Here is a 24579-nt window from a genome sequence, read left to right on the forward strand (position 1 = left end):
CCTGAGCGCAGTCGCCCCCTGAACTTCCCCGAGCCGCGCCGGGATCCTCTTTCGCGCGGCATACCTTTCCCGAACCACCCGACCTCTGGAGGTCGTTCACCCATGTCGTACACCGAAGTACCCGGCATCCGCGTCCCGATCCGGATGTGGACCGACCCGGCGACGGTCGAGGGCGCGGCCCTCCAGCAGCTGCGCAACATCAGCTCCCTGCCGTGGCTGCACGGCCTCGCCGTGATGCCGGACGTCCACCTGGGCAAGGGCGCGACGGTCGGTTCCGTCATCGCTATGAAGGACGCGGTCTGCCCGGCGGCGGTCGGCGTCGACATCGGCTGCGGGATGAGCGCGGTGAAGACCTCCCTCACCGCCGAGGACCTCCCGGACGACCTCTCCGCCCTGCGCTCCAAGATCGAGCAGGCCATCCCGGTCGGCCGCGGCCTGCACACCGACCCGGTCGACCCGGCCACGCTGCCCGGCTTCCGCGCGGAGGGCTGGGACGACTTCTGGCAGCGCTTCGACGGCATCGCGGAGGACGTCAAGTGGCGCCGCGAGCGGGCGATGCAGCAGATGGCGACGCTCGGTGGAGGAAATCACTTCATCGAACTGTGTGTCGATACGACCGATGCGGTCTGGCTGATGCTGCACTCCGGCTCCCGCAACATCGGTAAGGAGCTGGCCGAGCACCACATGAGCGTCGCCCGCGCCCAGCCGCACAACCAGGGGCTGGTCGACCGGGATCTCGCGGTCTTCCTCGCGAAGACGCCGGAGATGGCCGACTACCGCCAGGACCTCTTCTGGGCGCAGGAGTACGCGAAGCACAACCGCGCCCTGATGATGGCGCTCCTCCAGGACGTCGTCCGCCGCGAGTTCGACAAGGCGCAGGTCACCTTCGACGAGGTGATCAGCTGCCACCACAACTACGTCTCGGAGGAGCGGTACGACGGCGTCGACCTGCTGGTGACCCGCAAGGGCGCGATCAGGGCCGGCTCCGGTGACCTCGGGATCATCCCGGGTTCGATGGGGACGGGCTCCTACATCGTCCGCGGCCTGGGCAACGCGGCGTCGTTCAACTCCGCCTCGCACGGCGCCGGCCGCAAGATGAGCCGCACCGCGGCGAAGAAGCGGTTCACCACGCGCGACCTGGCCGAGCAGACCAAGGGCGTGGAGTGCCGCAAGGACAGTGGAGTGGTGGACGAGATCCCGGGCGCGTACAAGAACATCGAGAAGGTCATCGAGCAGCAGAAGGACCTGGTCGAGGTGGTCGCGCACCTCAAGCAGGTGATCTGCGTGAAGGGCTGACAAACGGCCGAAGCCCCCGGGGGCGATCCCGGGGGCCTCGGTCAGGTCACGCGTGGCGCGCGGGGGCTCAGGCGGCGGCCGGGAGCTCGTCGAGGCCTTCGGAGACCAGCTTGGCGAGGCGGTCGAGGGCCTCGTCGGCGCCGGGGGCGTCGGAGGCCAGGATGACCTCGTCGCCGCTCTGGGCACCCAGGGCGAGCAGGCCGAGCATGGAGGCGGCGTTCACGGGGTTGCCGCCAGGCTTGGCGATGGTGATCGGCACGCCGGTGGCCGTGACGGCCCGGACGAAGACGGAGGCGGGACGGGCGTGCAGGCCCTCGGCCCAACCGATGGTGACGCGGCGCTCAGCCATGAGACGTGCCTTTCCGGTGAAGCTGGTCACGGCCGTGCTCGGGCGAGCGGGGGGAACGACCGTGTTGTCTAGACCAGTGTTGCACGCAGGCAACCCCGGCGAGGCGCCGCGTTCGGGACTTGTGATTGTTTCTTTTCGGGGCATAAGGCCCGGCCAGTGGCCCTGTCCACCCTGCCGTGAGCGCGCGCCCGGCGCCATTCGGCCCGCCGCCGGATAACCTGACGAATGTGGAAGACCCCGCGGTGGCGAACCCCGCGCAACCCGACTATCCGCAGCACTGGGAAGCCGACATCCTGCTGCGCGACGGCGGCACGGCCCGGATCCGGCCGATCACCCCCGGCGACGCCGGGCGGCTGGTGGAGTTCTACGAACAGGTCTCCGACCAGTCCAAGTACTTCCGCTTCTTCGCCCCCTACCCGCGGCTCTCCGACAAGGACGTCCGCCGCTTCACCCACCACGACTTCGTGAACCGGGTCGGCCTCGCCGTGGTGGTCCGGGACCACTTCATCGCGACCGTCCGCTACGACCGGATCGACGCCGACGGCCGCCCCTCCGACGACGGCACCGACGCCGAGGTCGCCTTCCTGGTCCAGGATGCCCACCAGGGCCGCGGCGTGGCCTCCGCGCTGCTGGAGCACATCGCGGCGGTGGCCCAGGAGCGGGGCATCCGCCGCTTCCAGGCCGAGGTGCTGCCGGAGAACCGCAAGATGGTGAAGGTCTTCACCGACGCCGGCTACACCCAGCACCGCAGCTTCGCCGACGGCGTGGTGCACCTGGAGTTCGACCTCGAACAGACCGACCGCTCACTCGCCGTGATGCGAGCCCGCGAGCACCGCGCCGAGGCCCGCTCGGTGCAGCGGCTGCTCACCCCGCGCTCGGTGGCCGTGATCGGCGTCTCCCGCAATCCGCAGACCGTCGGCCGGGCCCTGCTGCGCGACCTGCTCGGCAGCTTCGACACCGAGTTCGAGAGCCGGTACGAGTCCAAGGACGCCCCGCGCACCGTCTACGCGGTCAACCGCAGCGCCCCGCCCGGCACCGAACTGGACGGCGTCCCGGTGCACCGCTCGATTCTGGACATTCCCGGGCCGGTCGACCTCGCGGTGATCGCCGTCCCCGAGAGCGTCGTCCCGGCGGCCGTCGCCGAGTGCGGCGCGCACGGCGTGCAGGGCCTGGTGGTGGTCACCGCCGGCTACGCCGAGACCGGCCCGGAGGGCCGCGACCGCCAGCGCGCCCTGGTCCGCCAGGCCCGCGCGGCGGGCATGCGGGTGGTCGGCCCGAACGCCTTCGGCCTGATCAACACCGACCCCGACCGCCCGCTGAACGCCTCGCTCGCCCCGCACCTGCCGGACCGCGGCGGCTTCGGGATCTTCTGCCAGTCCGGGGCGATCGGCGTGGCCCTGCTGGAGTCCGCCCACCGGCGCGGCCTCGGCGTCTCCTCCTTCGCCTCGGTCGGCAACCGCTCGGACGTCTCCGGCAACGACTTCCTGCAGTACTGGGCCGAGGACGAGGCCACCGAGGTGGTGCTGCTCTACCTGGAGTCCTTCGGCAACCCGCGCAAGTTCACCCGGATCGCGCGCCGGCTGGCCACGGCCAAGCCGGTGGTGGTGGTCAAGGGTGCCCGCCACACCGGCAGCCTGCCGCCCGGCCACGCCGTCCCGGCCACCGCCACCGGCCTGCAGGACGCCACCGTGGACGCGCTGTTCGAACAGGCCGGGGTCACCAGGGTGGCGACCATCACCGAGCTGTTCGACACCGGCGAGCTGCTCGCCCAGCAGCCGCTGCCGCCGGGCGACCGGGTCGCCGTGGTCGGCAACTCCGACTCGCTGGGCCTGCTCACCTACGACACCTGCCTGAGCGCCGGGCTGCGGCCGCGCACGCCGGTCGACCTCACCACCGCCGCGACCGGGGAGAACTTCCGGATCGCCCTGGACGTCGCGCTCAGCGACCCGGCCGTGGACGCGGTGATCGCCGTCGCCATCCCGCCGATCGGCACCTCCGCGCACGCCTTCATGGGCGGCCGGCTGACCGGCCCGGACGACCCCGAGATGGGCTCGGACGACCCGGAGATCGCCACCGCCCTGCTCGAAGCGGGCGAGCGGGCGCGGGAGTTGGGCAAGCCCCTGGTGCTGGCCCACCTGGCCCTGACCGACCTGCCGACCCGGCTGCGCCCGGGTGGGATCCCGGCCTACGGGGCGCCCGAGCGGGCCGTGCGCGCCCTCGCGCACGCCGTGCACTACGCCGAGTGGCGCCGCCGCACCGCCGCGGCGGAGGAGACGGCACGCGTCCCCGACCTGGACCGGATCGACCAGCCCGGCGCCCGCGCCCTGGTGGACGCGGCACTCAGCACCCGCACCGCGGTCGCCGCGCGCACCCAGCCCGGCGGTGCCCGGATCACCCTGTCCGACTCCGAGGCCCGGCTGTTGCTGGGCCGCTACGGCATCGACGTCTCGCCCACGCTGCCCGCCCCCGACGAGCAGGAGGCCGTCCGGGCCGCCGAGCAGCTCGGCTACCCGGTGGCCCTGAAGGCGACCGCCCCGCACCTGCGCCACCGCCCCGACCTGGGCAGCGTCCGGCTGGACCTGACCGGCGAGGAGGGCCTGCGCCGCGCCCACCGCGAGCTGGACGCCCTGCTCGGCGGCGCGGCCGGCGCCCAGCTGGTGGTGCAGCGGATGGCCCCGCGCGGCGTGGACACCGTGATCGGCGCCACGGTCGACCCGGCCGTCGGCGCGATCCTGTCCTTCGGCCTGGCCGGCGCCCCCGCCGAGCTGCTCGGCGACGTGGCCCACCGCCTCGTACCGGCCACCGACCAGGACGTCGCCGCCCTGATCCGCGAGGTGCGGGCGGCACCGCTGCTGTTCGGCTGGCGCGGCGCCGAGGCGGTGGACACCGGCGCGCTGGAGGAACTGCTGCTGCGGGTGTCGCAGTTGGTGGACGACCTACCGGAGATCGCCTCCGTGGACCTCGAACCGGTGGTCGTCGCCCCGCACGGGCTGGCGATCCTGGGGGCGCGGGTGCGGGTCGCCCCGCTGCCCGTCCGCAGCGATCTGGGCCCGCGCGCGATGGACACCCTGTAACCTTCCTTGGTTGCGCCTGCCCGTGGGCGCTGATGTCCGAAGCTCGGCGCCGCGCCGCCCGCTTCGTCGGCGGACCATGCCAGGATGGAGTTATGGCGAAGACCGGTACCACCACCACTCAGGACCTGCGCTCGGCGATCGAGCGCAGTGGCTACTACCCGGCCCTGGTGTCCGAGGCGGTCGAGTCCGCGGTGGGCCCGGAGCCGATCAGCTCCTACCTGGTGCACCAGGAGACGACCTTCGACTCCAACGAGGTGCGCCGGCACGTGACGGTGCTGGTGCTCACCCCGACCCGGTTCGTGGTGAGCCACACCGACGAGCAGTCGGGCGACGCCGGCAGCCCGGCCGTGCCGTTCGCCACCACCTCGACGGAGAGCGTCCGGCTGGACCGGATTGGCTCGGTCGTGCTGAGCCGGATGGTGGCGAACCCGGAGACGTACACGCCCGGGACGCTGCCGCGCGAGGTGGTGCTGACCATCGGCTGGGGCGCGGTCCAGCGCCTGGACCTGGAGCCGGCCGGCTGCTCGGACCCGAACTGCGAGGCCGACCACGGCTACACCGGTTCGGCCACGGCCGACGACCTCTCGCTGCGGGTGAGCGAGGCCGGGGACGGCCCGGAGACGGTGGCCCAGGCGCTGCTGTTCGCCCGGGCGCTGTCCGACGCGACGATCGACAACGGCCCGCGGGTCTGAGGTCCCGGCCGGGCCCCGTCGCGCCCGGCCACCGAGCCCCGCCGTTCCCGATCGCGTGCCCGCGCGCGGTCCCGCCCGCTACGAATCCGGTTCCATGTCCTTCGCACCCCCCGACGGCTTCGACGCCTTCGAGATCCTCGACCCGGCCGACGCCCCCGCGCCCCCGTACGGCAGCGGCTCGCTCTGCGACCTGCTGCCCTCGGTGGCGGCGGGCCTGGGCGTCCCGGGGTTCACCGCGACGCTGCCGATCGCCCCGGCCGACCGGGCGGTGGTCTTCCTGGTGGACGGCCTGGGCTGGGAGCTGCTGCTGCGCCACCCCGAGTACGCGCCGTTCCTGTCCTCGCTGGCCGGGAGCTCGCTGGGCGGCTCGGGCCGTCCGCTGACCGCGGGCTTCCCGTCGACCACCGCGACCTCGCTGGCCTCGGTCGGCACGGGCACGCCGCCCGGCCTGCACGGCCTGGCCGGGTACACGGTGGCGGTGCCGGGCGCCGACTACCTGATGAACCAGCTGCGCTGGCAGCCGCACACCGACCCGCAGGTCTGGCAGCCGTACCCGACGGTGTTCGAGCAGACCCACCGGGCCGGGGTGGCGACCGCCCAGGTGTCCTCCCCGCTGTTCGCCCAGACCCCGCTGACCAGGGTGGCGCTGTCCGGCGGGACCTTCCTGGGCCGCACCACCGGCGAGGAGCGGATGGACCTGGCCGCCTCCTGGCTGGCCGAGCACGACCGGGCGCTGGTGTACACCTACGTCAGCGAGCTGGACGGCGCGGGCCACCGCTTCGGGGTGGACTCCGACGAGTGGCGGATGACGCTGGACGCGGTGGACCGGCTGGCCCGCCGGCTGGCCGAGCAGCTGCCGCCGCGGTCGGCGATGTACGTGACGGCCGACCACGGCATGATCGACATCGCCCCCGAGGACCGGATCGACTTCGACGAGGACTGGGAGCTCGGTGCCGGTGTCGCACTGCTGGGCGGCGAGGGCCGGGCCCGGCACGTGTACGCGGTGCCGGGTGCCGCGGCCGACGTGCACACGGTCTGGAGCGAGGTGCTGGGCGACCGGATGTGGGTAGCCACCCGGGACGAGGCGATCGCGGCGGGCTGGTTCGGCCCGACCGTGGACGAGCGGGTGTACCTGCGGATCGGCGACGTGGTCGCCGCGGCGCGCGACGACATCGCGATCATCGCCTCCCGCAACGAGCCCGGCGAGTCCGCGATGATCGGCCTGCACGGCTCGATGACCCCGGTCGAACAGTTCGTGCCGCTGCTCGAAGTCCGGGGCTGAGGCGGACCCTTGACCCCTTCGCGCCCGAACCCCCTTGATGTGAAAGGCCCTTGCTCCACCCATGGCTGAACTGGTGTTCTTCTCGGGCACGATGGACTGCGGCAAGTCGACGCTGGCGCTGCAGATGGACCACAACCACTCGGCGCGCGGCCGACAGGGCGTCATCCTGACCCGCAACGACCGGGCCGGCGCCGCGACCATCTCCAGCCGGCTGGGCCTGCGCACCGACGCGGTCGAGGTGACGGACGACTTCGACTTCCACGGGCACGTGGTGCAGCGGCTGTCGGCGGGCGGCCGGGTGGACTACCTGATCTGCGACGAGGCCCAGTTCTTCGCCGCCGAGCAGGTGGACCAACTGGCCCGGGTGGTGGACGAGCTGGACATCGACGTCTACACCTTCGGCATCACCACCGACTTCCGCACCCGGCTGTTCCCCGGTTCGCAGCGGCTGATCGAGCTGGCCGACCGGGTGGAGGTGCTCCAGGTCGAGGCGCTCTGCTGGTGCGGCGCGCGGGCGACCCACAACGCCCGTACGGTCGGCGGCGTGATGGTGGTCGAGGGCGCCCAGGTGGTGATCGGCGACATCTCGGTGAGCGAGGACGAGATCGGCTACGAGGTGCTGTGCCGCCGCCACCACCGCCGCCGGATGACCGCCGCGACCGCCCGCGCCTCGGTGCTCTCCCCGGACGTGCTGCCCTTCGAGGAACAGCAGGCCTAGCTCGCCGCCGCTTCGAGCACCGAGAAGTGCCCGCCCTGCGGGTCGGCCAGCCGGGCGGCGCGGCCGCGGGCGGTGTCGTGCGGTTCGACCAGGACACGGCCGCCGAGTTCGACGGTGCGACGGGTGGTCAGTTCGGCGTCCCGGACGGCGAAGTGGGTGCGCCAGCGCGGCGGGTGGCCGCGCAGGTCGGCGCGGTGGCGGATGCCCGCGACCGGGCGCCCGTGCACCAGCAGTGCGCTCTCGTCGGCAGCGGGCCGGACCGGCCGGTCGAGCACCGTGCCGTAGAAGACGGCGGCGCCGTCGGCGTCCGGGGTGAGCAGTTCGGCCCAGGCAGGGCCGCCGGGCTCCGTTCCGGCCTCCCGGCCGAGGTGCTCATCGGCCTGCCAGAGGCCGAAGACGGCGCCGGAGAGGTCGGCGGCGATGGCCATCCGCCCGGCGTCGTCGGCCTGCAGCGGCCCGACCGCGACGGTGCCCCCGCACTCGCGCACCAACTGGGCGGTGCGGTCGGCGTCGTCCACGGCGAAGTAGGTGGTCCACTGCACCGGGAAGCCGGTGGTGCTGGAGACGCCGAGGCCGGCGACGGGGGTGCCGTCGAGCTCGGCCCGGACGTAGGCGCCGAGTTGGCCGGGCCCGGGGGAGTACGTCCAGCCGAGCAGTTCGCCGTAGAAGGCGCGCGCGCCGGGCAGGTCGTCGGTCAGCAGGCTGACCCAGCAGGGTGTGCCCTGGGCCAGTCGGAGTTCCACCGCGGGCAATGCGGGCCTCCTCACGGGTGTTGGGCGCACGGAGATCCGGGCGCGCGAGGGTGATGCTTCCACTCTGGCGCGTGCCCAACCCTCGACCCGCGCGGAAAGTCCGGCAAAGAGCGCACAAAGAGCCGCGGTTCGGGCGCGCTGCGCGACAATGGCCGGCATGACCACCTTCAACGACGGTTCCCCGCTGATCTCCGCGGCCGAGCTGCGGGAGGCGCTCGCCTCCACGCGGCCGCCGGTGCTGCTGGACGTGCGCTACCAGTTGGTCGGTGCCGCGCCGGGCGGCCCGACCGCGGCCGAGGAGTACCGGGCCGGGCACCTGCCCGGTGCCCACTTCGTCGAGCTGGACCGGGACCTCGCGGCCCCGCCGGGCGCCCCGGGCCGGGGCGGGCGCCACCCGCTGCCGGATCCGGAGGAGTTCGGCGCGGCGATGCGCGGCTTCGGGGTGAGCTCCGGGCGTCCGGTCGTGGTGTACGACGGTGCGGCGTCGATGGCGGCGGCGCGGGCCTGGTGGCTGCTGCGCTGGGCCGGGCACCCGAACGTCCGGGTGCTGGACGGCGGCTTCGCGGCCTGGCGGGCGGCCGGGCTGCCGGTGACGGCCGAGCTGCCGGAGCCGGTGGAGGGCGACTTCAAGCCCGTACCGGGGAAGTTGCCGACGCTGGACGCGGACGGTGCCGCGGCCCGGGCGCGCAGCGGGCTGCTGCTGGACGCCCGGTCGGGGGAGCGCTACCGGGGCGAGAGCGAGCCGGTGGACCCGCGGGCCGGACACATCCCGGGTGCGGTGTCGGCGCCGACCGCCGAGAACGTCGGCCCGGACGGCAGGTTCCGCCCGGCGGCCGAACTGCGGGCCCGGTTCCGGGCGTTGGGTGCGGCGGAGGGAGAGGTGGCGGTGTACTGCGGTTCGGGCGTGACGGCGGCGCACCAGATTCTGGCGATGGAGGTGGCGGGCCTGGACGCGGTGCTGTACCCGGGTTCGTGGAGCGAGTGGTCGAGTGACCCGGGCCGCCCGGTGGCGGTGACCGACCAGCCGGGCTGAGCCCGGACGTGCCGGAGGGGCGGGAGGCCCGGCCTCCCGCCCCTCCGACATGCGCGGGGCATGCGCGGGGTACTACTCCTGCTTCTTGCGCCGGCTGCCGAAGACGATCTCGTCCCAGCTGGGCACGGTGGCCCGGCGGCCGGGCCGGACGCCGTCCGCCTCGGCCTGCCGGTCGGTGGTGCCGACCAGGCGCTCGCGGTGCGGGGCGACGGCGCGCGGCATCAGGATGTCGGCGTAGGCGGAGCCCGCGCCGACCGCCGGGGCGGCGGCCGCGGCCGGTTCCTCGGTCTCCTCGGCGACCTCGGCGGGCACCGGTTCGATCGGGGCGGGGCCGCCCACGGCGAGGTCGCCGCGGAAGGCCGGCACGACGTCGAGCAGGCTGGTCAGCGAGTCCCGGGAGTCGGCGGTGGCCTCGCGCGACTCGCGGACCTCGCGCGCCGACATGATGCGGTCGGCCGAGGGCCGGTCGATCATCGGGCGGGGCGGCCGGTCCTGGGGGAGCCGGGCGATCCGCGGGATGAACGGGAAGACCGAGTCCTCCTCGCGCTCGACCGCCTCGCCGATCAGCGCACGGGCCTCGTCGTCGTTGGGCTGGACCAGGCGCCGGGGCGGGTCGTACGTCCAGGACGCGCTGCGGCCCTCGCCGTCGGCACGGTAGGAGAGGATGACCTCCCAGGTGCCGTCGTCGCGCCGCCAGGAGTCCCAGCGTTCGGTGTCCTTCTCGGCGCCGCGCAGGGCGAGCCGCTCGGCGACGGCCTCGCCGAGCTGCGGCCCGGGGGACTCGCCGTTGCGGCGGATGGCGGTCTTGCGGGCGCGCTCGGCCATGAAGGCGCGTTCGGCGAGGACCGGCCCCTCGAAGCGGCGGACCCGGTCGACGGAGATGCCGGCGGCCTGGGCGACCTCCTCGGCGGAGGCTCCGGCTCGTATCCGGGCCTGGATGTCCCGGGGGCGGAGGTGGCTCTCGACCTCGATCTCGATCTGGCCGAGGCGTGGCCGGTCGCCGCGGATGGCGGCGCGCAGCCGCTCGTCGATGGGGAGGGTGTACTCCGTGCTGTCGGCAGCCTTGAGCACCAGCCGTGTGCCGTCGTTGCTGACGGCCACAACCCGCAGTTCGGGCACGGTCACCTCCCGGGTTGTGCCTGCCGACGTCACCTGCGTCGCTGCTCCCGTACTGAGTGTGGCCTGCCCACTCGCGACTGGCCACAACCTTGCTGAGTTCCCCGGCGTGTCGGGCTTACGCCCGGCCACGCCGCTGTGGCACGGTTGCCTTTTTGCCACGCCATCCGTCGACGTCGCGCCTGGGCGTCCCGGCCGTCCTCGCACGCGGAGTGTTCGCGACGATCCGGGACCGGCGTCGCCGTGCGTGCCCGCTCAGTGGCTCTTCGTCAAGCTGCCGGTGAAGGCACAGTCGACAAGTCGACCCAAGGCTCGGGCTTTACGAACAGTACTCCATTCGTGGCATCCGGAGGGGCGGCTCGCCGCTCAAGTCTCCCGCGATTCACGGGAATCTCAAGAGCGCGCGCCCCCGACGGCGGACCACCGGCGGATGAACGGTGATCATCTTCACACAATCCGGGAGCGGAGAACCGCATTTTCGTCCCTTGTGTCCTTCTTTGGGCAAGATGGAGTGGCTTGTTCGAGTTGCAGTCGTACGGACCGAGGGATGTTGATGCCGGAGCGGAACCCCGCCGAGGAGGGCGGCAAGGAGGAGCGCAAGCGGCTCGACCTGAGTGTGGCTCAGGTCGTGGCGAGTGCGCTGGCCGCGGTGGTGGGCGCGCTGCTCGCCTCCGAACTCGGCGTGTACGGCACGATCATGGGCGCCGCGGTGGTCAGCATCGGGGCCACCACCGGCGGCGCGGTGTTCCAGCACGTGTTCCGGCGGACCGGTGAGCAGCTGCGCGAGGCGGTGGACCGCGGGCCGAACCAGACGGTGAACGGCCTGCGCCAGGTGCCGGTGGGGCAACAGCTCCCGGCTCAGGACCCGGCTCAGGACCCGGCGCAGGAGCCGGCGGGGCCGCCGGTGATCACCTCGGAGTGGAACGCGCCGCAGGTGGTGCGGGCGCGCCGGCGGCTGGGCTGGCGGGGCTACGCGGCGGTCTCCGGCCTGGTCTTCGTCCTGGCGATGACGCCGATCGTGGCGTTCGAGCTGGTCACCGGGCAGCCGGTGTCGGCGACGGTGAAGGGCGAGTCGGGTGACGGGACGTCCTTCGGCGGCACGGTGACGCGCAGGGACCCGCCGCCGCAGGACGTGCCGTCGCAGCGCCCGTCCACCGGGTACGGCTCGCAGGACGCGCCGTCCGACGGGGCCTCGGCCCCGGCGACGACGCGGCCGGGCCGGGAGCCGACCGCCACCCCGAGCGGCGGTGCGAGCGGGAGCGCGTCGCCCTCGGCGGGCCCGAGTTCGAGTGCGAGCCCGTCGGCCGGCGCCTCGCCGTCGGCGGGCGGCTCGGGCAGGCCCACCGGTGAGGCCACCCCGCAGCCGCCCGTGCCGAGCGACGCCCCGGCGAACGCGACGGTGCCCCCGCCCGCCACCGCGACCCCCTGACCCCCCGACTCCCTAGGCCCCCAGGACCCGCCGCAGGTAGTCGTTGCCGAAGACGCGTTGGGGGTCGACCTCGTCGCGCAGCGCGGTGAAGTCCCCGAAGTGCGGGTAGACGCCTGCCAGGTACTCGGCGTCGCGGGTGTGCAGCTTGCCCCAGTGCGGGCGGCCCTGATGGGCGGTCATCAGCTCTTCCACGCCGGTGAAGTAGCCCTGGTCGCGGGTGCCCCGGTAGAGGTGGACGGCGATGTAGGCGCTGTCCCGGCCGGAGGCGGTGGAGAGCCAGAGGTCGTCGGCGGGGGCGAAGCGCACCTCGACCGGGAAGCTGACCTTCCAGTCGGAGCGCTCGACCAGGGCCTTCAGCTCGCGCAGCACCCCGGCGACGGCCGCGCGCGGGACGGCGTACTCCATCTCCAGGAACCGGACCCTGCGCGGGCTGGTGAACACCTTGTACGCGGTGTCGGTGTAGCTGCGGTCGGACCAGGCGCGGCTGGCGAGCGAGGCGATCGAGGGGACGGCGCCGGGGAAGCGGCGGCCGACCCGGCAGGCGCCCTCCCAGACGGTGTTGGAGAGGAAGTCGTCCTCCAGCCACTCCTTGAACCGGGGCAGCGGGGCGGCCGGCCCCTGGCTGCGGTTGTTGCGCTTGGTCGAGCAGCGGTCGGTGTGCGGGAACCAGTAGAACTCGAAGTGCTCGTTGACGGCGGTGAGGTCGTCGAGGCGTTCCAGCACCTCGTCGAAGGCCATCGGCTGCTCGTGGGCGGTGAGCAGGAAGGCCGGTTCGACGCCGAAGGTGAGGGCGGTGATCACGCCGAGGGCGCCGAGGCCGAGCCGGGCGCCCTGGAAGAGCCGGGAGTTCTCGGTGGGGGAGCAGTGCCGGACGCTGCCGTCGGCGAGCACGATCTCCAGGGCGCGGATCTGGGCGGCGAGCGAGCCGGAGTCGCGGCCGGTGCCGTGGGTGCCGGTGCTGGTGGCGCCGGCGACGGTCTGGACCTCGATGTCGCCCATGTTGGTGAGGGAGAGGCCTTCGGCGGCGAGCAGGCGGTTGAGGCGGCTGAGCGGGAGGCCGGACTCGACGGTGACGGTGCCGGCCTCGCGGTCGAGTTCGCGGACGGCGGTGAGGGCGTGCGGCCGGATCAGCAGGCCGTCGCCGGGGGAGGCGATCGCGGTGAAGGAGTGGCCGGAGCCGACGGCCTTGACGCTGCGGCCCTGGTCGGCGGCGCGGGCGATCTCCCGGGCCAGTTCCGCCGCGGTGCCGGGGGTGGCGGTCCGGGCCGGCCGGGCGTTCTGGTTGCCGGCCCAGTTGGTCCACCGGGTGGGGGTCGCGGTGCTGGCCTGGGGCATTGCGCTGCCTCCTGCTCCGTGGCCGATCGGGTCGGCGCGGTCCGGTGCGGCCTGGTCCGACGGATCCCGGGAGACAGGCCCTACCCACGGGTAAGGGCCGCGGGTAGGGCGAGATTAGTCAGTTCACCGTTCGACGTCTACGGGTCGGCCGGGCGTTCCCCCGGCCAGGTCGGCGGGCTGCCCGGCGCCGAGTCCGGCGCGCAGTCGGCCGAGTCCGGCCAGGGCGGCGAGGGCCCCGAGTACGCCGGCGGTCAGCGGGACCCAGTAGCCGGCGGCGGCGCCGGAGGCGTCGATCACCCAGCCCGCGGCGGAGGAGCCGACCGCGACGCCGAGGGCCAGGCCGGTGGTGGTCCAGGTCATGCCCTCGGTGAGCTGGGCGGCCGGGACGAGCCGTTCGACCAGGGCCATCGCGGTGATCAGGGTGGGGGAGATGGCGATGCCGGCGACGAGCAGGGCGGCGCCGACCGCGACCAGTCCGCCGATGCCGTGCACGGTGTGGGCGACCAGCAGGATCGGCACCATGCTGAGCGCCATGAACAGCACGCCGAGGAAGAAGCGCTTCGCCATCGAGCCGGTGAGCTTGACCGCGCCGAACACCACCCCGGCCAGGCAGGAGCCGAGCGCCCACAGCGCGAGGATCACGCTGGAGACCGACTTGTGCCCCTGGGCCTCGGAGTAGGCGACGGTGACCACCTCGACCGAGCCGAAGATCGCGCCGGTGGCGACGAAGGTGAGGATCAGCACCTGGAGGCCGCGGTTGCGGATCACCGAGCTGCCCTGGTGCCGGGCGGCCTCGTGGACCGGGGGCTCGGTGGAGCGCTGACCGGCGAACAGCAGCACGCCGACGGTCAGGAAGATCCCGGCGAGCAGCACGCCGGCCTCCGGGAAGACGGAGGTGGCCAGGCCGATGGAGAGGATCGGGCCGACGATGAAGCAGACCTCGTCGACCACGGCCTCGAAGGAGTAGGCGGTGTGCAGCCGGTCGGGGTCCTCGCGGTAGAGGTGCGCCCAGCGGGCGCGGACCATGGCGCCGGTGCTCGGCATCACGCCCATGCCGGCGGCGAACACGAACAGCGTCCAGTCCGGGGCGTCCAGCCGGGCGCAGAGCAGCAGGCCGACGACGGAGCCGATGGTGAGGGCCATGGCCGGGACGATGATCCTCGCCTGGCCGTGCCGGTCCACCAGGCGGGAGACCTGGGGGCCCAGGACCGCGGCGGAGACGGCCAGGGTCGCCGAGACGAGTCCGGCCACGCCGTACGAGCCGCGCAGTTGGGACAGCATGGTCACGATGCCGATGCCGGTCATCGAGATCGGCAGTCGGGAGACGAAACCGGTGGAGGAGAAGGCCACGGTGCCGGGCGCGGCGAATATTCGGCGGTAGCTGGACAGCACGGGAGCTCCGGGCAGGGAGGGTAAGGAACAAGTCTGGTCTAGACAGCTTACGTACGTTGGCAAACGGTATTTTCCGGACGCCCGGGCGGCCCCGGCGCCGGTGTCCGACCCCTCAGTGGCAGGATCGGTGCCATGTCCGACGCGCGCAAACCCTCCTCCTCCGGCGCCGCCCCGTACGACGCCCTGCTGCTGCTGTCCTTCGGCGGGCCCGAGGCCCCCGAGGACGTCGTCCCGTTCCTGGAGAACGTCACCCGGGGCCGCGGCATCCCGAAGGAACGGCTCAAGGAGGTGGGCAAGCACTACTTCATGTTCGGCGGCGTCAGTCCGATCAACGAACAGAACCGGGAGCTGCTCGCCGCCCTGCGCAAGGACTTCGCCGAGCACGGGCTGGACCTCCCGGTGTACTGGGGCAACCGCAACTGGGCCCCGTACCTGGTGGACACCCTGCGGGAGATGGCCGGGGCCGGCCACCGGCGGATCGCCGTGCTCGCCACCAGCGCCTACGCCGGCTACTCGGGCTGCCGCCAGTACCGGGAGAACCTGGCCGACGCGCTGGCCGCCCTCGCCGAGGAGGGTGTCCCGGCGCTGACCGTCGACAAGCTGCGGCACTTCTACAACCACCCCGGCTTCGTCGAGCCGATGATCGAGGCCACCCTGGCGGCCCTGGCCGAGCTGCCCGAGGCCGTCCGGCCCGGAGCCCGGCTGGCCTTCACCACCCACTCCATCCCGGACGCGATGGCCGAGACCTCCGGTGCCCCGGACGACCCGGCCCGGGGCACCCCCGGTGGCGCCTACGTCGCCCAGCACCTGGACGTGGCCCGGCTGATCGCCGCGGCCGTCGCCGAGCGCACCGGCGTGGCCGACCGGCCGTGGCAGCTGGTGTTCCAGAGCCGCAGCGGCGCCCCGCACATTCCGTGGCTGGAACCGGACATCTGCGATCACCTGGAGGCCCAGCACACCGACGGCGCGCCGGCCGTGGTGATGGTCCCGATCGGTTTCGTCTCCGACCACATGGAGGTCAAGTACGACCTCGACACCGAGGCCGTCGCCAAGGCCGCCGAACTGGGCCTGCCGGTCTCCCGCGCGGCCACCGTCGGCGCCGACCCGCGGTTCACCGCCGCGGTGCGCGAGCTGGTCCTGGAGCGGGCCGCCGTCGAGCGCGGCGAGGGCGTGACCCGCTGCGCCCTCGGCACCCTCGGCCCCGGCCACGACGTGTGCGCGGTGGCCTGCTGCCCCAACCCGCGCGCGCCGCGCCCGGCCGCCGCCGAGCGCTGACCCCCTTCCGGAGGAGAATCCCGTGCCCACCCCCGCCCAGCCCGACGGCCGGCCCCTCGACGACCGGCTCCTCGACGACCTGCTGGACGTAGCCCTGGACGCGGCCCGCCGGGCCGGCGTCCTGCTGCGCGACGGCCGCCCCGCCGACCTCGGGGTGGCCGGCACCAAGAGCAGCCCGGTCGACGTGGTCACCGAGATGGACCTCGCCTCCGAGAAGCTCGTCCTGGAGCTGATCGCCGACCGCCGCCCCCAGGACGGCTACCTGGGCGAGGAGGGCGCCGAGCGGCCCGGCACCAGCGGGGTGCGCTGGGTCGTCGACCCGCTCGACGGCACGGTCAACTACCTCTACGGGCTGCCCTCCTGGGCGGTCAGCGTGGCCGCCGAGGTGGACGGCCGGGCCGTCGTCGGGGTGGTGTACGTCCCGGCCCGCGGCGAGCTGTTCCACGCCGTGCTGGGCCGCGGCGCCCACCTCGACGGCCGGCCGATCTCGACCCGCCCGGCCCCGCCCTGGGGCCAGGCGCTGATCGCCACCGGCTTCAACTACGTCCAGCCGGTGCGGGTGCGCCAGGCCGAGGTGCTGCTGGCCCTGATGCCCGAGGTGCGGGATATCCGCCGGGCCGGGGCGGCCGCCGTCGACCTGTGCGACGTGGCCGCCGGGCGGCTGGACGGCTACTACGAGCGCGGGCTCGCCCCCTGGGACCGCGCGGCCGGCTGCCTGATCGCCACCGAGGCGGGTGCGCTGGTCGGCGGCCGCCCCGGGCACGGTCCGGACGGCGAGCTGACCGTGGCCGCCGCCCCGGGCGTGTACGAGCCCTTGCAGGAGCGGCTGGCCGCGCTGCGCGCCTGGGCGGACTGACCCGGGACGCGGGACGCGGGACGCCGGGCCCTCCGGAACCGGGGGCCCGGCGAGCCCCCGCGGACAGGCGCGCGGAAGGGCCGACGGACAGGCGGGGCGGAAAGACCTGCGGACATGCGAAGAGCCCTGGCACACGGGGGATGCCAGGGCTTGGGGTTTCGCACGGCCCCCGCAGGGCCGCTGGTGCCGGAGTGCCGGCGTGTCGGGTCAGGCGGCGGTGCGGTGGCGGTCCAGCACGGTGTCCACACCGTGCTCGGCGGCCAGACGACGGAGATCGTCCAGCTCGGACTGCTCCACCTCGGCGAGGAACTCGTCCCCGGCCTCGATCGCGCGGTGCAGGTCCTGCTCGGCATTGGCTATGCGCTGCAGGATTCCGGCCTTGAAGGCGTCCATACGGGCCCCCTTACTGTGTCGGACGTGCACGGTCGTGCGCTCTCCGCCCCGAGGAGGGTCCAGCCGGTGAATGCGCCCGGTCCGAGGAGTGGTGGATCTCCGGTCGGGCGCGGAGACGGCCCTTCGGCCGCTCCCGGTGAATTCCCAGCCCCAGGGCCGGCGCGGATGAACGCACGGCGGGTGGGTGCGATCGGCCAACAGCCAGATCGCGGGTGTGCAGCTGTCCTCCCCGCCCGGGGGGCCGGGAAACCTCCCGGCGGAAGAAAGTTGCCCGTGTCACAGTCCAAGCGGAGCGCTCCCGGCACGAACGGTCACCGTCGCGGGGCCCGGGCCTCCTGCCCGAGGGGCAGCTTATCGCTGCTTTACCGCAGGACCAGGCAGGATGGAGGCACCGTCGGAGCCGTGCGTCCGCTTTCCGGGGCCGGCCTGGAGAAGGGACAACGACCGTGCGGGTTCTCGTCGTCGAGGACGAGCAGCTGCTCGCCGAGGCTGTCGCGACCGGCCTGCGCCGCGAGGCGATGGCCGTCGACGTGGTGTACGACGGGGAGGCCGCGCTCCAGCGCATCGCGGTCAACGACTACGACGTGGTGGTCCTGGACCGCGACCTCCCACTGGTCCACGGCGACGACGTCTGCCGCAAGGTGGTCGAGCAGGGACTGGCCACCCGGGTGATCATGCTGACCGCCTCCGGCGACATCAGCGACCGGGTCGAGGGCCTGGAGATCGGCGCCGACGACTACCTTCCGAAGCCGTTCGCCTTCAGCGAACTCGTCGCCCGGGTAAGGGCGCTGGGCCGCCGCGCGACCATCCCGCTGCCCCCGGTGCTGGAGCGGGCCGGGATCTCGCTCGACCCCGGCAGGCGCGAGGTGATCCGGGAGGGGCGCACCGTCCAGCTCGCCCCCAAGGAGTTCGCCGTCCTGGAGGTGCTGATGCGGGCCGGCGGCGCCGTCGTCTCCGCCGAGCAGCTCCTGGAGAAGGCCTGGGACGAGCACACCGACCCGTTCACCAACGTCGTGCGGGTCACCGTGATGACGCTGCGCCGCAAGCTCGGCGACCCGCCGGTGATCGTCACCGTGCCCGGTTCCGGCTACCGGATCTGACCGGAACCCGCCCCCCGGAGTCCGTCCCCCGTAGTCCGCCTGCCGGACTCCGCCCCGGGATCCGCCCCCGAGGATCCCCCGCCGTACCCAGCGCCCGCCCCCGGCGGACGCCCGAGAGGACCATCATGACCACCCCGCCGCCCCCGGCCGGCGGGCCCTCCGGCGCGCCCGCCGGCGGCCCGCGCGCCGTACCGCCCAGGCCCGTGCACCCGCCCCGCCAGTCCCGCCCGCACCCGCCCGAGACCTACGTCCCCGGTGACGGCCTGCTCGCCTGGCTGCCCTTCCGCCCGACCATCCGGATGCGGCTCACCCTGCTCTACGGCGGGGTGTTCCTGATGGCCGGCGTGGTCCTGCTGCTGGTGATGTACTTCTTCGTCCAGCAGGCGCTCCAGCAGGTCGGCCAGCCGCACCTGGTGCTCAACGGCATCCCCGTGCGGACGGCGGACGGCCAGGTCATCACCACCCAGTCCGCACTCGACCAGTGGCTGAACGACCAGCGGTCCTTCCAGGCCAACCAGGCGCTCAACACCCTGCTGCGCAAGCTGCTCACCGTGCTGGTCTGCCTCGCCGTGATCGCCTTCGCGGCCGGCTACGCGATGGCCGGCCGGGTGCTGCGCCCGCTCGGCCGGATCACCCGCACCGCCCGTGACGTCGCCTCCTCCGACCTGCACCGCCGGATCGAGCTGGACGGCCCGGACGACGAGCTCAAGGAGCTCGCCGACACCTTCGACGACATGCTGGACCGGCTGGACCGCTCCTTCGACTCCCAGCGCCGCTTCGTCGCCAACGCCTCGCACGAGCTGCGCACCCCGCTGGCGATCAACCGCACCCTGCTGGAGGTCCAGCTCTCCGACCCGGCCGCCTCGCCCGACCTCCAGCAGCTCGGCAAGACCCTGCTGGCCACCAACGAGCGCAGCGAGCAGCTGGTCGAGGGCCTGCTGCTGCTCGCCCGCAGCGAGAACGAACTGACCGACCGGCGCGCCGTGGAGCTGTCCGAGGTGGCCACCCGGGCGCTGGAGCAGACCCGGGGCGAGGCCGACAAGCGGGAGGTCGAGCTGCGTTCCAAGCTCGACCCGGCGGTGGTCGCGGGCAACGGCGTGCTGCTGGAGCGGCTGGCGCTCAACCTGCTGCAGAACGCGGTCCGCTACAACACCCCGGGCGGCTGGGTCGAGCTGGCCACGGCCACCGTGCCGGGCGGCGGCGAGCTGGTGGTCTCCAACACCGGCCCGGTGGTGCCCGGGTACGAGCTGGAGCACATCTTCGAGCCGTTCCGCCGGATCAAGGGCGCCGACCGCACCCGCAGCGACAAGGGGGTCGGTCTGGGGCTGTCCATCGTCCGCTCGGTGGTGCGCGCCCACGGCGGCACCATCGAGGCCACCCCGCGCGCCGGGGGCGGCCTCACCATGCGGGTGCGGATTCCGTCCCCGTAGCCGCCCCACGGCGCCGTTCTGCGCCCCGGGGCGGGTCCGACACGCCCCAACAGCCCCGGACGCTGCCGCGTTCCGTGGGCGACCGTTTCCAGCCGCCCCCGCCAGGCCTGTCAAGACGACATAAGGCCTGGCGGGGGCGGCTTGTCTTTTCCGCCCCAAGCAACTTACGGTGTCGTAACCTACGCAACCGTAAGTGCGCCCGGCCGGTTCGCCCGCCGACGGCTCCGACACGACGCGTGCCCGCCCAACGCGCCCGTCCAGCGCGTGAATCCGTCCCCAGGAGCAAGACCGTGACCATCGTCCCTCTGCAGAGCAGCCCCTCGCTCGGATCGAGCGGCTGGACCGACGCGCGGCTGATCCTGGCCCTCGAAGAGGTCGTCGAGAAGGAGCTCAACCGCCACCTGACCGTGGCCAAGGAGTGGATGCCGCACGAGTTCGTCCCGTGGAGCCAGGGCCGCGACTTCGACGGCGTGCTGGGCGGCGAGGCCTGGTCGCTGGACCAGTCCCAGGTGACCCCGCTCGGCCGGGTCTCGCTGGTGGTGAACCTGCTCACCGAGGACAACCTCCCCAGCTACCACCACGAGATCGCGACCATGTTCGGCCGCGAGGGCGCCTGGGGCACCTGGGTGCACCGCTGGACCGCCGAGGAGGGCCGGCACGGGATAGCCATCCGTGACTTCCTGCTCGCCACCCGGGCCGTCGACCCGGTGGAGCTGGAGCGGGCCCGGATGTCCCACATGTCCGAGGGCTTCGAGTCCGACAACGCCCACAGCATGCTGCACTCGGTCGCGTACGTGGCCTTCCAGGAGCTCGCGACCCGCATCTCGCACCGCAACACCGGCAAGTACGCGGGCGACCCGCTGTGCGACCAGCTGCTGGCGAAGATCGCCAACGACGAGAACCTGCACATGGTCTTCTACCGGAACCTGCTGAAGGCCGCCCTGGAGCTCGCCCCGGACCAGGCCATGCGCGCCATCGCCGACGTGGTGATCAACTTCCGGATGCCCGGCCACGGGATCCCCGGCTTCGAGCGCGCCGCCGCCCAGATCGCCATCGGCGGGGTGTACAACCTGCGCATCCACCACGACGACGTGCTCCAGCCGGTGCTGCGGCACCTGCGGGTGATGGAGATCGACGGGCTCGGTCCGGAGGGCGTGCTGGCGCAGAACGAACTGGGCGTCTTCCTGGACGGGCTGGACGCCCAGGCGCGCAAGTTCGAGGAGCGCCAGGCCGCGCTGCTGGCCCGCCGGGAGGCCCGCCGCAACGCCGGCTAGGAGGCCCGCGGGGGCGCTCCCGCCGAGCCGTCACGCCCCCTGGGGGAGGGGGCGGAGTGGGTGGATTTTCCGTGGTTTGCCCCGGAAGATTCTGAACGTGACCAAGCTCACACCGTGTCGCTCCACGGCGCCGGCCGACCCCGGAGAGTGATCACCCCAACGAGGGCACCGATCGCGGTCCGTGATCGGAATTCGGTCTGCTGTCGGTCCGTCGGATTGGTCGGCATCCCTGGTGGGCAAGGGATTCGACGGACACCTGTACGGGCTTCGCTCACTGTGAGTCGCCGGTTCGAAGGGCGCGCGAGGGCTCTACGATGGCCCTGCGTGAGGCCTTCCACGCCCCGGAGGATCACCCCAACGGAGCCCTGGCTGAGTGTCGATTGAGTAACGGGGCTTGAAGTAAGGCAAAATCTCCGCCTCGGGTCGGGCACAAGACCGACCCCCCATGCGTTACGTGCGCTGGAGATACCGCACACACCGCACAACCCGGAGGGGGAGAGCGAAAAATGGCAACCGACTACGACACCCCACGCAAGACCGACGACGAGCTCAACGAAGACAGCATCGAGGAGCTCAAGGCTCGGCGGAACGACAAGGGCGGCGGCTCCGTCGACGTCGACGAGTTCGACGCCGCCGAGGGCATGGAGCTGCCCGGTGCCGACCTCTCGAACGAGGAGCTCGCCGTCCGTGTCCTGCCCAAGCAGGCCGATGAGTTCACCTGCATGAGCTGCTTCCTGGTCCACCACCGCAGCCAGCTGTACAGCGAGAAGAACGGCAACCCGATCTGCCGGGACTGCGGCGCCTGAGCACCGCAGCGGACAGCGCCAGGTGCCCGTGGCTCCCGCGGCACCGGCACACCGCCCCTTCCGGCCCCGGGCAGCGGGGCCGGACGGCAGGTCCGCGGTCCGTCCTGGCGGACGGACCCGGGAGGACGGAGTCGGCCGGCCACGAGTCGGCCAGGACAAAGTCGTAGGGACGGTCCCGCAGCAGCGGAACCGTCCCTCTCGGTTTTTCGGGGCCCGTTCGCGGGGCCCACGGGCGCGTCGGTCAGGTGCGGGCGCCGCGCCGGGCCTCCTCCAGCGCCTCGGCCAGCTTCATCGGCGAGCGCGTCGACAGGTACAGGTACGGCGTCGGGTCGGCCGGATCGCTCACCTCGACCCGCAGCGCCGTCGGGACGTAGCTGCGCAGCAGCATGAAGGCGCGGGGATCGGCCTTCGGACCGCGCCAGGCCGCCGCCTCGGCGGGGCTCAGCGCGTGGGCGGCACCCAGCGCGTCCACCGGGATCCGGGCCGGTCCGGCCACCAGCGAGCCCTGCACCACGCGGATCCGCGCCGAGCCGTAACTGCTGATCGCCACCGCGCCGATGGCGATGCCGGCCACCAGGCCGACCAGGGCGGCCGGTCCGCTGACCCGGATCAGGATCAGTGCCAGGGTCAGACCGACTGCGACCGGGAGCAGCCACCAGGAGCGAGGCACCGTGAGGCGTTCGTCGTACATGCCCCCATTGTGGTCGCCCTGACGCCCGGGGCGGGACGCCACCCCCGCCGGAGGCCTTGCTACCCCTGGGTAGGCTGGGGAGCCGTGACCGGTACGACCACCCCCACCACCCCCACCGACCGGCCGGCGCCCGCGTTGCCGCCGACCCCGAACCCGACCCCGACCACCCCGCCGCCGGACGCCGTGATGCCGGAGCGCCACCCCCAGGCGCCCGCCCCCGGCACCCACCTCGGCTCCCACTACGAGCACTGCTTCGGCTGCGGCCCCCAGCACCCCGGCGGCCTGCGGATCGACGCGGTGGCCGGCGAGGGCCTGGACGTCACCGCCGAGTTCATCGTCCGGGACGTGCACCAGGGCGGCCCCGGGCTGGCCCACGGCGGCGTGCTGACCACGGCGATGGACGAGACCCTCGGAACGCTGAACTGGCTGCTGCACGCGCCCGCGGTGACCGGCCGGCTGGAGACCGACTTCCTCAGCCCGGTGCCCGTCGACTCGGTGCTGCACCTGCGCGCCTGGATCACCGGGGTGCGCGGCCGCAAGATCTACAGCGCCGCCGAGGGGCGGATCGGCGGCCCGGACGGACCGGTCGCCGTGCGTGCGCAGGCGCTCTTCATCCAGGTGAAGCTGGAACACTTCACCACGCACGGTCGTCCCGAGGACATCGAGAAGGTCCTCGACGACCCGGATCTGATGAAGCGCGCACGAGCCTTTGAGGTGAACCCTTGAGCGAGACCCCCCGTCCGCAGCTGGACATCCTGATCAGGCGCATCGACGCCGAGCTGCCGCTGCCCGAGTACGCGCAGCCCGGGGACGCCGGTGCCGACCTGCGGACCACCGTCGACGCCGAGCTGGCCCCCGGTGAGCGGGCGGTGCTCCCCACCGGCATCGCCGTCGCCCTGCCGGACGGCTACGCGGCCTTCGTCCACCCGCGCTCAGGGCTGGCAGCTCGTTGCGGAGTTGCCCTCGTGAACGCCCCGGGGACGGTCGATGCCGGGTACCGTGGAGAGATCAAGGTGATCGTCGTCAATCTGGACCCGCGCGAGGGGGTCAGCTTCCGCCGAGGGGACCGGATCGCCCAGCTGGTCATCCAGCAGGTCGAGAAGGCCCGCTTCCACGAGGTGGCCGAGCTGCCGGGGTCGGCACGTGCCGAGGGCGGGTTCGGGTCGACCGGTGGCCACGCCGCGGTCTAGCATTCCCGCGGCCTCGCAGGAAGCCGAGCAGGTATTCGCATCGGTCTTGGACCGGGAAGGACAGTGACCGTGTTCCGTCGTCGCCAGAAGAGCGAGGACGCTGTCGAGCAGCTCGCCGACGACGCCATCAGCGCCGACGAGACGGCCGATGACGTCGAAGGTTCCGCCGAGAGCGAGAACGTGACCGAGCTGGACCCGGCCGACAAGGTCGGCCTGCCGCCGGCCCCGCGGCCGGACGGCCCGTGGGACCACTCCGAGCTGGAGACGCCGGAGGAGGGACGAGTCGACCTCGGGGGTCTGCTGGTCCCCGGCGTCGAGGGCATGGAACTCCGCGTCGAGGTCGCCGGTGACGCGATCGTCGCGGCCACCCTGGTACTCGGCAACAGCGCCATCCAGCTCCAGGCCTTCGCGGCCCCGAAGTCGGAGGGCATCTGGGGGGAGGTCCGCGAGGAGATCGCCAACGGCATCACCGCGCAGGGCGGCCTGATCGAGGAGGAGGAGGGCCCGCTCGGCTGGCACCTCCGTGCCCAGGTCCCGGTGCAGCTGCCGGACGGTACCCAGGGCGTGCAGCTGGTGCGCTTCGTCGGCTGCGACGGGCCGCGCTGGTTCCTGCGCGGTGTGATCTCGGGCCAGGCCGCCGTGCAGCCCGAGATGGCCGGGATCCTGGAGCAGGTCTTCCGGCAGACCGTCGTCGTCCGCGGCGAGACCCCGATGGCTCCGCGCGACCCGATCGTGCTGAAGCTCCCCGAGGACGCCCAGATGGTCGCCGACGGTGGTGGGGCGGCCGCCGCCGCTGCGGCCGAGGGCGAGGGCCGTTACGGCTCGCTCGACCCGTTCGCGCGCGGCCCGGAGATCACCGAGGTCCGCTGACCGCCTCGCCGGTGGTCCACCGCTGACCGGTTGTCACTGCTGATCGCCTCCGCCCGGACCCCGGGCGGAGGCGATTTGCATGTGGCGGGTCGGTCCCCGTACAGTTCCGGAGTCGCCGCGGGAGACCGGGACGACAAAGCGGAAAGCGAATCCGATGAATGAAACTCCGGAAAACGGAGCGGAAAACATCTGATAAGCTGGAAACACGAAAGAACGAAGCGCCCGG

General features: G+C 73.2%; 23 protein-coding genes. 16 read left to right on the plus strand and 7 right to left on the minus strand.

Annotated features, from left to right (window positions below; translation table 11 throughout):
• Positions 1 to 102 precede the first annotated feature (102 nt).
• The gene (locus ACZ4W5_RS09145) at positions 103 to 1296 is read left to right on the plus strand and encodes an RtcB family protein (protein WP_465653690.1); all 1194 of its coding nucleotides are present in this window, start codon (positions 103 to 105) and stop codon (positions 1294 to 1296) included.
• 67 nt (positions 1297 to 1363) lie between these two features.
• Here the strand turns inward: ACZ4W5_RS09145 and ACZ4W5_RS09150 are convergent, their stop codons facing one another.
• Positions 1364 to 1645 carry an HPr family phosphocarrier protein gene (locus ACZ4W5_RS09150; RefSeq protein WP_465653691.1) on the minus strand — a complete coding sequence of 94 codons (282 nt, stop codon included), beginning with the start codon at positions 1643 to 1645 and terminating at the stop codon, positions 1364 to 1366.
• A gap of 227 nt (positions 1646 to 1872) precedes the next feature.
• On the opposite strand from ACZ4W5_RS09150, the gene ACZ4W5_RS09155 reads away from it, so the two are divergent.
• From ACZ4W5_RS09155 to ACZ4W5_RS09170, 4 genes are all read left to right on the plus strand, one after another.
• Positions 1873 to 4719, plus strand: coding sequence for a bifunctional acetate--CoA ligase family protein/GNAT family N-acetyltransferase (locus tag ACZ4W5_RS09155; RefSeq protein ID WP_465653692.1), 2847 nt, complete (start codon positions 1873 to 1875; stop codon positions 4717 to 4719).
• A 92-nt stretch (positions 4720 to 4811) separates the two neighbouring features.
• Entirely contained in the window at positions 4812 to 5411 is a 600-nt protein-coding gene (locus ACZ4W5_RS09160; protein ID WP_360237602.1) for a DUF5998 family protein, read from the plus strand.
• Positions 5412 to 5505: 94 nt separating this feature from the next.
• Positions 5506 to 6693: an alkaline phosphatase family protein gene (locus ACZ4W5_RS09165; protein ID WP_360237604.1), complete on the plus strand. Its 1188-nt coding sequence runs from the start codon at positions 5506 to 5508 to the stop codon at positions 6691 to 6693.
• 61 nt (positions 6694 to 6754) lie between these two features.
• A complete protein-coding gene (locus tag ACZ4W5_RS09170; RefSeq protein WP_465653693.1) occupies positions 6755 to 7411 on the plus strand; it encodes a thymidine kinase in 657 nt (218 codons plus the stop codon).
• Here ACZ4W5_RS09170 and ACZ4W5_RS09175 read toward each other — a convergent pair.
• On the minus strand, positions 7408 to 8154 hold the full coding sequence (locus ACZ4W5_RS09175; protein ID WP_465653704.1) for a VOC family protein: 747 nt from the start codon (positions 8152 to 8154) through the stop codon (positions 7408 to 7410). The genes ACZ4W5_RS09170 and ACZ4W5_RS09175 overlap by 4 nt on opposite strands.
• Positions 8155 to 8320: 166 nt before the next feature.
• Between ACZ4W5_RS09175 and ACZ4W5_RS09180 the strand changes: the two genes are divergently transcribed.
• Positions 8321 to 9196 carry a sulfurtransferase gene (locus ACZ4W5_RS09180; RefSeq protein ID WP_465653694.1) on the plus strand — a complete coding sequence of 292 codons (876 nt, stop codon included), beginning with the start codon at positions 8321 to 8323 and terminating at the stop codon, positions 9194 to 9196.
• A gap of 72 nt (positions 9197 to 9268) precedes the next feature.
• Here the strand turns inward: ACZ4W5_RS09180 and sepH are convergent, their stop codons facing one another.
• A complete protein-coding gene (sepH, locus tag ACZ4W5_RS09185) occupies positions 9269 to 10348 on the minus strand; it encodes a septation protein SepH (protein WP_360237610.1) in 1080 nt (359 codons plus the stop codon).
• Positions 10349 to 10865: 517 nt separating this feature from the next.
• Between sepH and ACZ4W5_RS09190 the strand changes: the two genes are divergently transcribed.
• On the plus strand, positions 10866 to 11741 hold the full coding sequence (locus ACZ4W5_RS09190) for a hypothetical protein (protein WP_465653695.1): 876 nt from the start codon (positions 10866 to 10868) through the stop codon (positions 11739 to 11741).
• A gap of 12 nt (positions 11742 to 11753) precedes the next feature.
• Here ACZ4W5_RS09190 and ACZ4W5_RS09195 read toward each other — a convergent pair whose 3' ends face one another.
• Together ACZ4W5_RS09195 and ACZ4W5_RS09200 are read right to left on the minus strand one after the other, a co-directional pair.
• Positions 11754 to 13076, minus strand: coding sequence for a D-arabinono-1,4-lactone oxidase (locus ACZ4W5_RS09195; protein ID WP_465653696.1), 1323 nt, complete (start codon positions 13074 to 13076; stop codon positions 11754 to 11756).
• 123 nt (positions 13077 to 13199) lie between these two features.
• The gene (locus tag ACZ4W5_RS09200; RefSeq protein ID WP_360237616.1) at positions 13200 to 14468 is read right to left on the minus strand and encodes an MFS transporter; all 1269 of its coding nucleotides are present in this window, start codon (positions 14466 to 14468) and stop codon (positions 13200 to 13202) included.
• 132 nt (positions 14469 to 14600) lie between these two features.
• Between ACZ4W5_RS09200 and ACZ4W5_RS09205 the strand changes: the two genes are divergently transcribed.
• Both ACZ4W5_RS09205 and ACZ4W5_RS09210 read left to right on the plus strand, forming a co-directional pair.
• Complete coding sequence (locus ACZ4W5_RS09205) at positions 14601 to 15743, plus strand: ferrochelatase (RefSeq protein WP_465653697.1); 1143 nt, start codon at positions 14601 to 14603, stop codon at positions 15741 to 15743.
• A gap of 22 nt (positions 15744 to 15765) precedes the next feature.
• Positions 15766 to 16599, plus strand: coding sequence for an inositol monophosphatase family protein (locus ACZ4W5_RS09210; RefSeq protein ID WP_465653698.1), 834 nt, complete (start codon positions 15766 to 15768; stop codon positions 16597 to 16599).
• Positions 16600 to 16806: 207 nt separating this feature from the next.
• Here the strand turns inward: ACZ4W5_RS09210 and ACZ4W5_RS09215 are convergent, their stop codons facing one another.
• Positions 16807 to 16992, minus strand: a complete 186-nt coding sequence (locus ACZ4W5_RS09215) for a hypothetical protein (protein ID WP_030285471.1) — start codon at positions 16990 to 16992, stop codon at positions 16807 to 16809.
• Between the two features lie 446 nt (positions 16993 to 17438).
• Here ACZ4W5_RS09215 and ACZ4W5_RS09220 point away from each other — a divergent pair, with 446 nt between their 5' ends.
• The 4 genes from ACZ4W5_RS09220 to ACZ4W5_RS09235 all read left to right on the plus strand — a co-directional run bounded on the left by ACZ4W5_RS09220 (position 17439) and on the right by ACZ4W5_RS09235 (position 21602).
• Positions 17439 to 18092, plus strand: coding sequence for a response regulator transcription factor (locus tag ACZ4W5_RS09220; protein ID WP_030285473.1), 654 nt, complete (start codon positions 17439 to 17441; stop codon positions 18090 to 18092).
• Between the two features lie 125 nt (positions 18093 to 18217).
• A complete protein-coding gene (locus ACZ4W5_RS09225; protein ID WP_360237622.1) occupies positions 18218 to 19522 on the plus strand; it encodes a sensor histidine kinase in 1305 nt (434 codons plus the stop codon).
• Positions 19523 to 19818: 296 nt separating this feature from the next.
• On the plus strand, positions 19819 to 20796 hold the full coding sequence (locus tag ACZ4W5_RS09230) for an acyl-ACP desaturase (protein ID WP_402492190.1): 978 nt from the start codon (positions 19819 to 19821) through the stop codon (positions 20794 to 20796).
• 506 nt (positions 20797 to 21302) lie between these two features.
• Positions 21303 to 21602, plus strand: a complete 300-nt coding sequence (locus ACZ4W5_RS09235; protein ID WP_030057692.1) for a DUF4193 domain-containing protein — start codon at positions 21303 to 21305, stop codon at positions 21600 to 21602.
• 241 nt (positions 21603 to 21843) lie between these two features.
• On the opposite strand, the gene ACZ4W5_RS09240 is transcribed toward ACZ4W5_RS09235, so the two are convergent.
• On the minus strand, positions 21844 to 22293 hold the full coding sequence (locus ACZ4W5_RS09240) for a DUF3093 domain-containing protein (RefSeq protein ID WP_402492174.1): 450 nt from the start codon (positions 22291 to 22293) through the stop codon (positions 21844 to 21846).
• A gap of 186 nt (positions 22294 to 22479) precedes the next feature.
• On the opposite strand from ACZ4W5_RS09240, the gene ACZ4W5_RS09245 reads away from it, so the two are divergent.
• The 3 genes from ACZ4W5_RS09245 (at position 22480) to ACZ4W5_RS09255 (ending at position 24353) form a co-directional block, all read left to right on the plus strand.
• A complete protein-coding gene (locus ACZ4W5_RS09245) occupies positions 22480 to 23019 on the plus strand; it encodes a PaaI family thioesterase (protein WP_465653705.1) in 540 nt (179 codons plus the stop codon).
• A complete protein-coding gene (gene dut, locus ACZ4W5_RS09250; protein ID WP_465653699.1) occupies positions 23016 to 23483 on the plus strand; it encodes a dUTP diphosphatase in 468 nt (155 codons plus the stop codon). Before ACZ4W5_RS09245 ends, dut begins: the two co-directional genes overlap by 4 nt.
• Positions 23484 to 23552: 69 nt before the next feature.
• The gene (locus ACZ4W5_RS09255) at positions 23553 to 24353 is read left to right on the plus strand and encodes a DUF3710 domain-containing protein (protein WP_465653700.1); all 801 of its coding nucleotides are present in this window, start codon (positions 23553 to 23555) and stop codon (positions 24351 to 24353) included.
• Positions 24354 to 24579 lie beyond the last annotated feature (226 nt).

The sequence above is a fragment of the Kitasatospora sp. NPDC029367 genome, from assembly GCF_055569135.1.

Excerpts from the sequence above, each read along its gene's own strand:
- ACZ4W5_RS09145 (WP_465653690.1), top strand. The coding sequence starts at position 103 with ATGTCGTACACCGAAGTACCCGGCATCCGCGTCCCGATCCGGATGTGG.
- ACZ4W5_RS09150 (WP_465653691.1), bottom strand. The coding sequence starts at position 1,645 with ATGGCTGAGCGCCGCGTCACCATCGGTTGGGCCGAGGGCCTGCACGCC.
- ACZ4W5_RS09160 (WP_360237602.1), top strand. The coding sequence starts at position 4,812 with ATGGCGAAGACCGGTACCACCACCACTCAGGACCTGCGCTCGGCGATC.
- ACZ4W5_RS09165 (WP_360237604.1), top strand. The coding sequence starts at position 5,506 with ATGTCCTTCGCACCCCCCGACGGCTTCGACGCCTTCGAGATCCTCGAC.
- ACZ4W5_RS09170 (WP_465653693.1), top strand. The coding sequence starts at position 6,755 with ATGGCTGAACTGGTGTTCTTCTCGGGCACGATGGACTGCGGCAAGTCG.
- ACZ4W5_RS09180 (WP_465653694.1), top strand. The coding sequence starts at position 8,321 with ATGACCACCTTCAACGACGGTTCCCCGCTGATCTCCGCGGCCGAGCTG.
- ACZ4W5_RS09190 (WP_465653695.1), top strand. The coding sequence starts at position 10,866 with ATGCCGGAGCGGAACCCCGCCGAGGAGGGCGGCAAGGAGGAGCGCAAG.
- ACZ4W5_RS09195 (WP_465653696.1), bottom strand. The coding sequence starts at position 13,076 with ATGCCCCAGGCCAGCACCGCGACCCCCACCCGGTGGACCAACTGGGCC.
- ACZ4W5_RS09205 (WP_465653697.1), top strand. The coding sequence starts at position 14,601 with ATGTCCGACGCGCGCAAACCCTCCTCCTCCGGCGCCGCCCCGTACGAC.
- ACZ4W5_RS09215 (WP_030285471.1), bottom strand. The coding sequence starts at position 16,992 with ATGGACGCCTTCAAGGCCGGAATCCTGCAGCGCATAGCCAATGCCGAG.
- ACZ4W5_RS09225 (WP_360237622.1), top strand. The coding sequence starts at position 18,218 with ATGACCACCCCGCCGCCCCCGGCCGGCGGGCCCTCCGGCGCGCCCGCC.
- ACZ4W5_RS09235 (WP_030057692.1), top strand. The coding sequence starts at position 21,303 with ATGGCAACCGACTACGACACCCCACGCAAGACCGACGACGAGCTCAAC.
- ACZ4W5_RS09240 (WP_402492174.1), bottom strand. The coding sequence starts at position 22,293 with ATGTACGACGAACGCCTCACGGTGCCTCGCTCCTGGTGGCTGCTCCCG.
- ACZ4W5_RS09245 (WP_465653705.1), top strand. The coding sequence starts at position 22,480 with ATGCCGGAGCGCCACCCCCAGGCGCCCGCCCCCGGCACCCACCTCGGC.